Consider the following 12,543-nt stretch of genomic DNA (forward strand, 5'->3'; position numbering starts at 1 on the left):
CTGTTCCAGTAAAATTGAGTTTTGAAAAAAAATTGTATCTTTAAACTCGTATGAAATATCAGCCGTTTGCCTTTTGGTTGCTTTTTTTCTGTATTGGGATTGGTGTAGGCAATTTCTTTGATGTTCCGCCGAGTTGGGCTATATCGGGCGGAATTTTGTCTTTGCTATTGCTGGTTCTATTTCGTCGAGCAAATCGATATTTTGCCTATTTTTCTTTTTTATTTTGTGTTAGCTTGGGGCTTTTTCGGTATCAGCAAGTTAATGCGGATATAAAATCAGATTTTAAAGGTTTTTTGAAACCTACTGCCGAGGTGAAAATAGAAGAAAGTTTAAAACCCAGTGCAAAATATTATAAATACAAGGCTGAAATTCTGCAGATTCCATCAGATTCTTTGGAGCTAACACATCAAAAGATTTTACTTTACACGCCCAAGGATCAAGGTGAAAAATATGAAAATCAGATTTTATGGCTTTACGGAAATTTGTCTAGTATTGCCATGCCGAAAAATCTTCATGTTTTTGATTATAAGAAATATATGCTTCGTCAGGGAGTGGGCTTGCAAATGTTTTGCGATACGATTTTGCAAACCAAAAATCCTTCAAAATTCGATTTTAAATATAAATTAAATGTCTTTAAATCTCAGTTTAAACAAAAATTAAAAGATTTAGGCTTTAGTCCCGCGAGCAGAATTTTTATCCAGTCTCTAGCATTGGGCGACAGAAACGATTTCGACGCCGATTTTAGGCGAAAATTATCTGCGGCGGGCATTTCGCATTTGTTTGCCATTTCAGGCTTGCATGTCGGCATTGTTTACGGCTTTTTGTTTGTGATTTTTTATCCCGTTTTGTTTTTGCCTCATGGGAGAAATTTGCGTATAATCCTTTCACTTTTAGTGATTTGGGCGTATGCGTATTTTGTGGGAGCCACGCCATCGGTAGTGCGTGCGGCTTTTATGCTCACAATTTTTGCGTTGAGTTTTATTTTCCAGCGACGGGGAAATTTCTATCATGTTTTGGCGTTTACGGCATTGGTTTTATTGTTTATTAATCCCAATTATTTGTACGATGTTGGATTTCAATTGAGTTATGCGGCGGTATTTTTTATCGTTTGGGCGACGAGGTTTTTCAAATCCTTTAGACCTGAAAGAGGGAAGTTTAAAATCGCTTTGTTCGATTTGGTACTTGTTACTTTGGCGGCTCAATTGGGTGTTTTGCCGATAAGTATCGCTTATTTTCATCAGTTTTCGTGGTTGTTTTTGATTGGGAATTTATTGTTTTTCCCAATTTCTGCCGCGTTGGTCGGGTTTTGTTTTCTTATATTTTTTATGCTGAGTTTAGGCGTTATGCCCGATTTTTTAGTCCAAATTTCAAATTTTATTTTTGGTGGTTTCGATGAGGTTTTAAACTTAAGTGTAGAAAACAATACCTTTTTAATCCAAAATATTCATTGGAATTTTGGGCAAATGCTGGCTTGGTGGGCAATGATTTTTGCGTTTGCTTATGCGTTGAAAAATAGAAGTTTGGCTAATTGTAATAAATTTTTAGCTTTAATTCTGGTCTTTTTAGCTTTTGGCTATTTTGATATTTTTCGGGCAAGAAGTAAAAGTCAGTTCATTGTTTTTCATCAAGACCAAAAGAATTTGATGGCGTATCGGGAAGGGCAAAATTTATGGGTGTTTGGAGCAGATGATTTGGCTAAAGATTTTATCATTCAGCCATTTGCCACCGAGGAGGAAATTCGTAATATTCAATATTTTTCTTGGGAGGAAAATTTAACGATGAATGATTTTCGGAAGTCGGATCGTTTGATTCAATTTGGGCAAAAGATTATTTTAATCAACCCTATGGGCGAGAAAATCCCTCAAAATGTGGATTTTCTTTATTTCACGCAATTGGATTCGGATTTAAATGCTAAAAAATTCAGCCAGAAATTGATTTTTGATGGAGCAAGTAAATTTTGGCAAGTCCATAAATTCAAAGCAGAGCAAAAGCATTTTACTGCCGATGACGGATTCTTTATTCTAAAAAAATAAAAAAGCGACCTTTTCAATTTTGAAAAAGTCGCCTTTAAGTAATAAGTAATATGAAAAATTATTGTTTTAAGAATTTTTCTACGATGCCTTTAGAAATACCTGTGCGGCTAAATCCGCCGTCGTTGTAGATGTTTTGCATTGTGATTCTTCTGGTAAAGTCGCTAAACATCATTACACACACGCGAGCACAATCATCGGCAGTTGCGTTTCCGAGTGGAGAAAGCTCTTCGGCAACGCCTAAAAAGCCATCAAATCCCTTAACGCCAGAGCCCGCAGTTGTTGGGGTAGGAGATTGAGAAATGGTGTTTACACGCACTTTTTTCTCTTCGCCCCAGTGGTAGCCAAAGCTTCTTGCAATGCTTTCCAAATAGGCTTTGTTGTCTGCCATGTCGTTGTAATCTGGGAAAAATCTCTGTGCCGCAATATAAGATAGTGCCACGATACTTCCCCATTCGTTCATGCAATCTTTTTCCCAAGCGGTTTTCATCACACGGTGAAAAGAAAGTGCAGAAATATCAAATCCTTTGTGGGTGTAGTCGTAGTTCATTTCGGTATAAGGAATGCCTTTGCGCACATTCACACTCATTCCGATTGAGTGCAAAATAAAATCAATTTTGCCGAATTTTTCAATCGCTTTGTCAAACAATGCACTTAAATCGTCCATATTGGTTGCATCTGCTGGAACAACTTCGCTGCCAGTTTGCTCTGCCAATTGCTGGATTTTCCCAAAACGCATTGCCACAGGCGCGTTGCTCAAAATAAACTCTGCACCTTGCTCTTTACATTGCAAAGCTGTTTTCCAAGCGATAGAATTTTCGTCTAGCGCACCGAAAATAATTCCTTTTTTTCCGTCTAATATTCCACTCATAATTTGTGTTTTTTTATTGATTATTTTCTTACTTAAAAGATAAAAGTAAAAAAAATATTTGATTTAAATAATTTTAAATTAAGCTTTATAGTTCACCACTGCTTGGATAAAGGCTTCGGCGTTTTCCACAGGCACATTTGGCAGAATGCCGTGCCCAAGATTGGCAATGTATTTATAGGTGCCAAAATCCTCTATCATTTCCTTTACCATCTCTTGAATTTTCTCTGGCGGAGAAAGCAAACGAGACGGGTCGAAGTTTCCTTGCAAAGTCTTTTTGTAGCCCGTTAATTCTCTAGCCATCTGTGGCGTGATTGTCCAGTCTACGCCCAGAGCCGAAGCGTTAGAAGTCGCCATTTTTTCTAGCGCAAACCAGCAACCTTTGGCAAAAACTACCACAGGAGCGATTTTGTAAAGTGCATTTACAATTTGCTCGATGTATTGATAAGAAAATTCTTGATAATCCTTTGGCGAAAGCATGCCTCCCCAGCTATCAAAAATCTGTAAAACATCGCAACCGTGTTTGGCTTTTTCTTCTAAATAAAGAATGGTAGAATCCGTGATTTTTTGCAATAGTTTATGTGCTAAGGTAGGCTCGGTAAAGGCAAAAGATTTGGCTTTGTCAAAGTTTTTAGAGCCTTGCCCTTGCACTGCATAGCAGAAGATTGTCCATGGTGAACCCGCAAAACCAATCAACGGAATTTCATCGTTGAGCTCTTTTTTAGTTAAATCAAGTGCATCAAAAACATACTGTAAATTCTCGTTTACATTGCCACTTGCCAGTTTTTCGATGTCGGCAGCCGAGCGCACAGGATTTTCGAGCCAAGGGCCTACGCCTGGTTTCATTTCAAAGTTTAAGCCCATCGCTTGCGGAATCACCAAAATATCCGAGAAAATAATCGCGGCATCAATCGGGAATCTGCGATAGGGGTGAAGCGTGATTTCTGAAGCAAGCTCTGGCGTTTGGCAACGAGTAAAGAAATCGTACTTATCTTTAAGTGCCATAAATTCAGGTAAGTATCTTCCAGCTTGTCGCATCATCCACACAGGTGGTCTTGAGACCTCTTCGCCACGCAAAGCCTTCAGCAATAAATCATTTTTGGGCATATTGTAATGTATTTTTAATTAAATCTATTAAATCTTGTGTTTTAGGTGTTTTCGGAATGAAAATTTTGTTTTTAGTAAAATTTTCAAGCGATTTTTGGGTGCTTTCACCTATTGCAAAAATAAAAGAATTATTCGGAATTTGATAGGTTTTAAAAAAAGATTTCACCCCAGACGGACTAAAGAATGCGTAGGCATCATAATCTGTATTTAATGTGGGCGAGATGCTTTTGGTTCGGTACACGGGCACTTCCGTGAGTAGTATTTTTGACGATTTCAGCGTATCGGGAATGGTGTCTAGCCGAATGTCGCTGCACAAAAAACAAAATCGTTTTTGGTTATATTTTTCTTGGATAATTTGCACTAAATCTTCGGCGTAGCCAGCGGTGGCAAGTACGGGATTATTTTTTCTGAGTAGGTTTCTCGATTTCTCGCCCACGCAGTAAAAATTCCCTTTAATTTGATTTTTTATTGCCCATTGGGCAGCCTTTAGGCTCGAAACGATAAAATCCGTTTCATTTTCAATTTTAGCCAAAATTTCTCGGTCAGGGAAATATTCGGTGCTGATGAAATCCATGGAATCCACCTGCGCTTTGGGCAAAGCACTTTGATACACCTCTGGACTCAGTTTTTTAGTTAAAAGAATTTTCAGCATTTCCGAATTGGTTTAAGCACCAATTTGTTTTTTGATTTCTTGAATGATTCCGCCCGCTCCTTGGTCTAAACAGATTTGTGCCATTTCTTCGCCCAAAGTTTGTGCATCGCCCAGCGGACGCGTTTCGGAAATTTCAATTTTCTGTGTCCCGTCAAGGCTTAAAATTGCACCCGAAAAATGCACTTTTTCATTCTCGATATGCGCGTAGCCACCAATCGGAGCCGTGCAGCCTCCTTCCAGTTTTCTTAAAAAAGCACGCTCAATTTCACCCGCCGTTTGGGCTTGTGTATCGCTGATTTCGCTTAAATCTAAATCCTGTCTTGTTACGATTCCCACAATGCCTTGAGAGGGAGCTGAAATCATATTTTCTATGAATTGGTATTCCAGATTATGCTTGGTTAAATTTTGTAGAATTTCGCTACGGTTTAGTCCCGCATAGGCAAAAATCGCCCCGTCCCAATCGTTGTCGAGCAGTTTTTGTAATCTTAATTGCACATTCCCACGCAGGTCTACCACCGTATCTTGCGGAAAACGATGGTGCCAGAAGGCTTTTCTGCGCAGGCTCCCCGTTGCGATGGTGCGTTTTTCTTTTTCTAAAATGTCCGAAGATTTAAACACCAAAATATCACGATGATCGCCGCGTGGCAAGCACGCCGAAAGCTGGAGCCCTTGCGCCAATTGTGTAGGCACATCTTTTAAACTATGCACTGCCAAATCGATTTCGCCATTTACAAGGGCAATGTCCAAAGTTTTGGTGAAAACCCCCGTAATTCCTAATTCGTAAATGGGTTGTTTCAATTTTAAATCGCCCTCAGAGGCTATGGGCACGATCTCCACCGAATGCCCAAATTCTTCTAATCTTTTTTGCGCTTGGAGTGCTTGCCACATCGCGAGCGGACTTTTGCGCGTGCCTAATTTAAGTGTTGTCATAAGCGATTAATCTTCTTCTTTTAAATCTAAATGAAAAATTTCGTTTATAAACCCAATGGTTTGGTGTGCTTTGTCGGGATTTTCCATCAAATAAGCCGCAAATTGATTTGTCATTTTTTGGGCTAAACGCAAGCTCAAGCGGTCGCCTTTGGGGCAAATGCTGATTTCCTCTTTTTTGCGAAGTTGTTTCTTTTCGTATCGCGCCAAAAACAGCATGCGCTCCTTAAAAGCTTCGATGGCTGGCACAAATTGTCTGCCTTCGATCCATTCTTCAAATTCCCAAAGATTTAGGCGGATAATGGTTTCCACTTTAGGCACTTCGGATTCGCGTGCTTTGAGCGTTTCGTTGATGGTTTGCGAGAGCATATCTACATTGATGAGTTCAATGTTTTCTAGCTCTTTTACAGCGGTATCCACATTGGCTGGAATCGACATGTCGATGACTAGCATTTTCTTGTCGGGCAACATGTCTTTGGTTATTGTCGGTGTTTTAGCTCCCGTCGCCACGATAAGCACATCGGTATTTTGCAAAGTTTCGGTGAGTTCTTCGACTTTTCGGAATTTAATGTCCAATTTTTGGCTAAGTTTTTCGGCTTTAGCCAAAGTTCGGTTGATGAGTGTAACTTTGTTGTTTCCCGTGTGTTTTACCAAGTTTTCGCAAGTGTTGCGACCGATTTTTCCTGTTCCGAAAAGCACCACATTTTTCTGCTCCAGATTAGGAACATGGTTTAAGATATATTGTACCGCAGCGTAAGAAACCGAAGTGGCTCCGTCGCTGAGCGAAGTTTCGTTTTTAATCTGTTTGCTAATTTGCACTGCTGTGTTGATGAAGCGTTCCAGATACGCATTGGAGCAGCCGAGTTTTTTAAAGCGTCTAAAGGCTTTGCGCATTTGTCCCAAGATTTCAAAATCGCCCAAAATCTGACTTTCCAGCCCAGACGAAACGCGGAACAAATGGTTGAGTGCTTGTTTTCCTTTCTTAATAAAAGTGATTTCTTCAAAAACGGATAAATCACCGCCCACTTGCTCGCAATACAATTGCATCATAGGCTGGTGCGCCTGAGCGAAGAAATAGATTTCGGTGCGGTTGCAGGTAGATAGAATGAAAAAATGCTCCAAACCTATATTTTTGGCTTTTTGAACAAAATCTTTTTCCCATTCCTCGAAAAAAGCGTATTCACCGCGTGTTTTTACATCGGCTTTTTCATAACTGATGCCAATGACATGAAATTGCTCTAAGGTTTCTTTTTCTTCCAATACACTCATAAACTCGGCGCAAAGGTACGAAAATTATTATGCTAAAAAAAGAAAGAATGTAATGCTGAGATGTAAAACTGAATGCCGAGAAAATCAATTTTAACACAAAACATGCTTGCGGTTCCTAAAACTTTTTATAGCTTTGCCCCTGTCTATGAAACAGCGTGTGCCACATATAATGAATTGTGATAAATTTAACAACTTTTTCTTGCTTAGTTCGAGAAAAAGTGTAGACACACACACACACACACACACACACACACACACACACACACACACACAATTATATACCTTATAATATAGTTTGTCTATTTGCTTGTGCAAATGCTTCTTTCCTTTATTTAAAAACCAAAAATATTGTTGCTAGCTTGTTGCTAGCTATACTATATTGTATAAAGAGACTAAAGCCAAAGTTCCGTTTAGGAGCTTTGGCTTTATGTTTTTTTACAAAGAAATGTTTTTGCAGTGCCCCACACTGTAAAATACTTTGTTTTCATATACTCTCGTGGAACGCGCTTCCTAGTAGAATGTTTTTTTTCATACTTAATTTTTTTGGTCGAGAGACTAAAAGAGTTATTTAGTAATGTTCGCTATGGGAATAGCCGACAATCGTTTTTAAGTTTTGGCCTTGCTGTGGTATGCCCCTAATGCCATGGTAAGGCTTTTTTGTTGAAAGTAGCACAGCTTTACAGCTGTAATCGATATAAATGAGAAGTTCTTTGGGATTTTGTATAGTGCTAGTGTCTTCTTTCTTGTTCTTTTGGCTTGACCCAAAAGAACGAAAAAGTCAAGAGCGAAGGCAGCGGTTTGCCTAACGGCACGGGGTTCGCCTCCGCTATTTGAAAGCTTTGGCTTTCAAGTTCGCTATGGAGGCTCTCCCTAAACCTGCCTTCGCTCACCTACAGCTCGTTGAAGCGAAGCGTTAATGAGCAAGAGCATGGGCAGTAGGCGGAGTGGAGCGCGTCCGAGGGATGAGCCTAGGGAGAAAGGGAGGCAAGCCCGCGTAGTCCTACGGTACGCAGTAGCCCATTTCACTTGCTCTTGATTCACATACTCTGCTCTCGCAGACTTTTCAACTTTTTTCATCAAGGAAAAAAGTTGGCTGAAAGAAGAAGTCTGCAAAAGCGGAGTATATGGAGTAATTGTAAAGAGGGAGGGGAATTAGCCCTGCAAAAAGGAAACACTATACAAAATCCTTGATGATATAGAAAGAAATAAAACGAAATAAAACCATAAAGTTTAATTTTAAAAAAGTAAAAAAGTATGAAACGAAGTTTTTATCTTCTAGGAATGTTGCTGGTGGGCGGTGTAGCCCTTGCGCAGCAAGATGCAGAGGGGCGAGTGGGGGTGAATACCACTACCCCAAATGCAAGTTTGGAAGTCTCTCGGAACGATGAGTTGTTTAAGAAGGACGAAACCCAAGCACAAGGGGTAACCTTCCCAAACTTTAGTACCGAGGAGCGTTCTAAGTTTGAGAATGTTGCCGTGGGCACGATGATTTTTAACACAACCAAGAAATGTTTAGAGATGTATTTTGGGTTGAAAGGTGGTCGAGCCCATTGGGATTGTATTCCGAATGCGACGAGTGCACAGTCCCAAAATGTGGCGATAGTGCCAGCGGGCTTTGAAGGGACTTATATTGCAGGTATTGCGATGAATAGTGCCAATAAAGTAAAGTTTGAGTTGCAAAATAATGGATTTTCTCCCATTAGTAATGTAGATTTTTCTAGCGCCGTGAGCATTTCCAATAAAGGAGGGGTGAGTGTTTCTTCTGGGCAGAACTCTAATGTGAGCTTGCAGGCGGGGGCAAAAACCACGCTGAGCTATACGCTTACAGGGACACCCCAAGAGGGAGCTTTGGTAGCGAATTTTAATCATTTAGGATTGACGGCAGACCAGCAAATTAGCGTAGGACTTGGTTCAGCTAGGATTAGCAGTAAGGAGCATTATGTAGTATCTTTGTATTACCAGCCTACTAATACTACTATCCAAGGAAAAATAAACAACGGAGCAGAAAAAGTAACGATAAAAATCCCATACACAGGAGGCAAAGGTTCGTATAATGCCGTAAATGTCAATAATATTACAACGGCACCAGGACAAAACAACGATGTAAATAATTTAAGCCTCTCTATCCCTGCGGGTAACTTTGGCGTAACTGGTGAGTTAGAGGCAACGATTACGGTGGGGGGTAGCGACCAAGAGTATTTAGTAAAGCAAATGGCACCAGGGGAATCTTACGACATAGCGACTTTCCCAATAGATATGAATGGCATGCAGTACAATGTCGTATTAAAAGGTATAGGCGGTATCCCAGATAAGAACTTTAATGTAATGACCAATGGCGAGTACGAGCATAGATTTATCTATGTGCCTGTAATGGGGCTTGATGGCAAGTTGTGGTTGAATAATAACTTAGGGGCTAATTACGCCAATGTAGACCACCCAGCCTTTAACCCAGTGCAGGGGGCTAAGTCATTAAGAGATGAAAATGCTTATGGGTCACACTTCCAGTGGGGTAGAGCAGCCGATGGGCACGAGCTTACCACTTATACTTCTCCTACCAGTGGTTCTATGACCCACCCAAATATGCAGTGGTACAACATTGACCAATTACAGTCTTACACCAATCCATGTCCTGCGGGTTACCATGTGCCTACAAAACAGGAATGGAACGCTTATAATAATTTACTTCCAAGTAAAAATGCACAAGCTTGGCAGTCTGATGTGTTGCACCTCACTTATGCGGGCGATAAGAACGCTGGAGGATGGAGTCCGAATCCAGGCAGTCCTAGTGGCTGGTACTGGTCCTCTTCTCCGTACGGTAGTTCCGACGCGTGGTACTTGTACTTCGTTGATAGCGATAGCAGCACCAGCAGTAGCAACTTTCGTTACTGGGGGCGCCCGTTGCGCTGTCGCCAGGATTAGCGAGGTTTTAATTTCCCTCTGGGAGGGGGGTGCTTGATAGGGTGTGGTGTTCTTCTTGCGTGTAGTCTTTCAACTTTTTTCCTTGATGAAAAAAGTTGCAAAGTCCGCGATAGCGGAGTATGTGGAGCAAGAGCAAGAGAAATGGGCTACTGCGTACCGTAGGACTACGCGGGCTTGCCTCCCTTTCTCCCTAGGCTTGTCCCTCGGACGCGCTCCGCTCCGCCTACTGCCCATGCACTTGCTCGGTAACGCTTCGCTTTGTTTGAGCTGGAATGCTTTGGGTGAGTGAAGGCAGGTTTAGGGAGAGCCTCCATAGCGAACTTGAAAGCCAAAGCTTTCAAATAGCGGAGGCGAACCCCGTGCCGTAGGCAAACCGCTGCCTTCGCTCTTGACTTTTTCGTTCTTTTGGGTCAAGCCAAAAGAACAAAGAAAGAAGAAGCCTGCAAAGGCACATATACAAAGACTTTGCAGGCTTTTTTGTTCCCTTATGGGAAAGGTGGGGAATTAACCCCATAAAAAGAAGCATTACAAATAAGAATATAAATCATAAATATAAATAAACAATATAAATATGAACAACTTAAAAGCATGGCTTCGTCCTAATCTTTTAACCAAAGACGATAAGGCAGATTTTATCGCCGTTCCACTGATGAACGGGAGCCTTGGGCTTAAAGAAGTGATAGAAGCCTTACAAAAAGAGGGTATGGAAATTCAGACCGAGACCGCTGTAGACATCATCACACGCTTTAACCGAAAAGCCTCGGAATTGGTGCTGAATGGGTATAGCGTAAACACAGGTTTGGTATACATGCGCCCTGCCATCAAAGGGGTGTTCTATGACAAGTCTTTTGACAAAGAAAAGCACTCGGTGTATGTGAATGTAAACCAAGGCTTAGAGCTTAGAAAAGCCAGTGAAGATACCAAGGTAGAAATACTAGGGGAACAAGCCAGCCCGATGAGCTTATTCAGCATTACCGACAAGGCAACAGGCAAGAGCGATGGCACGCTCACCAAAGGGAAAAACGCCGAAATCAAAGGCACATACCTCAAAATTGCAGGCGAAGACCCTAAGAATGGAGTAACCTTTAAAAACGTAGACAATCAAAAGGAAACCAAGCTCCCTGCCGAGAATGTGGTGCTCAACGAGCCATCAAGGTTGTTGATTTTGGTACCCGCAGATTTAGCTAATGGCAATTATGAGCTGCGCGTAACCACGCAGTTTAGCAGTGGGAGCACTTTACTTAAAGAGCCTAGAACCGAAACGCTGAACATTCCTATCGTGATAGGCTAAGCAATTGCCTTGCAAGGACTATATCACATATTATTGCAAAAGGGGGCTTTGTCGTGCGACAAAGCCCCCTTTTGTTTAGGCTCAAAGTTCGTCTTTGTGCTACGACAAAGAGAGGCGGTGGAAATAAGTGCTGTTTGTGATTAGCTTTTAAGGTATATGCAAAAACTTCTAGCTAAAATTCTTCTAGATTCTAGCAAAATCTAGAAGAATCAAGAAGAATGCGGTGTGCGTAGTCCTACTATTAAAAAACTAAACTATCTTTGCTAAACAAAATAGAGGATAAGATGAAATACTTAAAATACTTAGGCTTGCTGGTGCTGGGGGCGTTGCTCACTTTTTTTGTGATGAAAGCCACGCAAAAAGACCATGCGCAAGAGGCGTCTTCTACGATTGCCTATGGCATTCAGCGATTGAATAAAATGGTGGTAGCGGAGCAAACTTATGCCAACTTTTATTCGCACAAAAGCAAGAGTAGCTATTTGGGGAATTTAATCTCGTTTGACAAGTCTTTGCTTCTAAAAGTGGAAGTGAAAGCGCAGGCGTCTTATGATTTGTCTAAAATGCAAGTGAAGCTAGATCCTGCCAACCAAACGATTTATATCCAGAAAATTCCGCCTTTGCAGATTGAAATGTATCCCGATGTGGAGTTTTTTGAAATGAGCCAAAGCAAAATGAATGCCTTTAGCAAAGACGAACTAAACGCTATTAAACGCCGCGCGGTGGCAGAAGTGGAGAAGACTATCGACCAAACGAGTTTGCGAAAAGAGGCACACGAGCAGCTGCTACAAAATCTAGAAGAAATTTATCTTTTAGCCAAAATTTACCATTGGAAAATTGTAGATGAAACCGAATTTGCCGAGGAGATGAAAAATCGTATTCCGATTTAATTTTTAAGGCTAAAAACAAAAAATCCCTTTCTTGTAAGAAAGGGATTTTTTTATGCTTTAATCGAAGGATTATAATTTTACTTCATCGATGGATTTAGCATAATATTGTTTGATTTTTCCATCTTCGTCAAGCACCATGTATCGTGGAATCCAATCGAGCTCAATGTATTGGGTAAAAGCAGATTCGGTGCCTTTGCCCCAGCCGCCAGACATTAAGATGAAATCACCTTTTAAATTGTGTGGCAATACATATTTTTCGATTCCATTTTTCCATGCTTCCTCGCTTTTATCTACGGAGACAAAAAGGTAATTGATGTCTGGGTGATCTGCTTGAAATTTAGTCATCTCAGGCATTGCTTTTACACAATCGCCACACCATGAAGCCCACACTTCTACCAAAGTGATTTTGCCTTTTTGTGCATTCAAAACCTCGCCAAATGTAGTTTCGGCTCCGCTAGTGAGTTCTGTTACACTTTGGTTTAGGACTTCTTGCGAAAATTCCGTTTTTTCGGTTTTTTTAGAACACGACACAATTCCTAAAGCTGCTAAACAAAGCAATACGATTTTTTTCATATAATGATAATTTAATGCCC

General features: G+C 40.8%; 10 protein-coding genes. 4 read left to right on the top strand and 6 right to left on the bottom strand.

The window, feature by feature from the left end:
- Positions 1-50: 50 nt before the first annotated feature.
- On the top strand, positions 51-2,033 hold the full coding sequence (locus tag ORNRH_RS06005) for a ComEC/Rec2 family competence protein (protein WP_014790996.1): 1,983 nt from the start codon (positions 51-53) through the stop codon (positions 2,031-2,033).
- Between the two features lie 58 nt (positions 2,034-2,091).
- Here ORNRH_RS06005 and ORNRH_RS06010 read toward each other — a convergent pair whose 3' ends face one another.
- The 5 genes from ORNRH_RS06010 to hemA form a co-directional block, all read right to left on the bottom strand.
- Positions 2,092-2,901, bottom strand: a complete 810-nt coding sequence (locus ORNRH_RS06010; RefSeq protein ID WP_014790997.1) for an enoyl-ACP reductase FabI — start codon at positions 2,899-2,901, stop codon at positions 2,092-2,094.
- 78 nt (positions 2,902-2,979) lie between these two features.
- Entirely contained in the window at positions 2,980-4,005 is a 1,026-nt protein-coding gene (hemE, locus tag ORNRH_RS06015) for a uroporphyrinogen decarboxylase (RefSeq protein ID WP_014790998.1), read from the bottom strand.
- Positions 3,992-4,657, bottom strand: coding sequence for a uroporphyrinogen-III synthase (locus tag ORNRH_RS11610; protein WP_014790999.1), 666 nt, complete (start codon positions 4,655-4,657; stop codon positions 3,992-3,994). Before ORNRH_RS11610 ends, hemE begins: the two co-directional genes overlap by 14 nt.
- A 12-nt stretch (positions 4,658-4,669) precedes the next feature.
- A complete protein-coding gene (hemC, locus tag ORNRH_RS06025) occupies positions 4,670-5,587 on the bottom strand; it encodes a hydroxymethylbilane synthase (RefSeq protein WP_014791000.1) in 918 nt (305 codons plus the stop codon).
- A 6-nt stretch (positions 5,588-5,593) separates the two neighbouring features.
- Positions 5,594-6,853: a glutamyl-tRNA reductase gene (gene hemA, locus ORNRH_RS06030; protein WP_014791001.1), complete on the bottom strand. Its 1,260-nt coding sequence runs from the start codon at positions 6,851-6,853 to the stop codon at positions 5,594-5,596.
- A gap of 1,254 nt (positions 6,854-8,107) precedes the next feature.
- On the opposite strand from hemA, the gene ORNRH_RS06040 reads away from it, so the two are divergent.
- The 3 genes from ORNRH_RS06040 (at position 8,108) to ORNRH_RS06055 (ending at position 11,950) form a co-directional block, all read left to right on the top strand.
- Positions 8,108-9,772, top strand: a complete 1,665-nt coding sequence (locus ORNRH_RS06040) for a fibrobacter succinogenes major paralogous domain-containing protein (protein ID WP_014791002.1) — start codon at positions 8,108-8,110, stop codon at positions 9,770-9,772.
- A gap of 571 nt (positions 9,773-10,343) precedes the next feature.
- Positions 10,344-11,063, top strand: a complete 720-nt coding sequence (locus ORNRH_RS06050; RefSeq protein WP_014791003.1) for a DNA-binding domain-containing protein — start codon at positions 10,344-10,346, stop codon at positions 11,061-11,063.
- Between the two features lie 284 nt (positions 11,064-11,347).
- Complete coding sequence (locus ORNRH_RS06055; RefSeq protein ID WP_014791004.1) at positions 11,348-11,950, top strand: DUF4230 domain-containing protein; 603 nt, start codon at positions 11,348-11,350, stop codon at positions 11,948-11,950.
- A gap of 69 nt (positions 11,951-12,019) precedes the next feature.
- Here ORNRH_RS06055 and ORNRH_RS06060 read toward each other — a convergent pair whose 3' ends face one another.
- Positions 12,020-12,523, bottom strand: coding sequence for a TlpA family protein disulfide reductase (locus ORNRH_RS06060; protein WP_014791005.1), 504 nt, complete (start codon positions 12,521-12,523; stop codon positions 12,020-12,022).
- Positions 12,524-12,543 lie beyond the last annotated feature (20 nt).

Origin of the sequence: Ornithobacterium rhinotracheale DSM 15997 (assembly GCF_000265465.1) — a bacterium.
GTDB classification, from domain to species: Bacteria; Bacteroidota; Bacteroidia; order Flavobacteriales; family Weeksellaceae; genus Ornithobacterium; species Ornithobacterium rhinotracheale.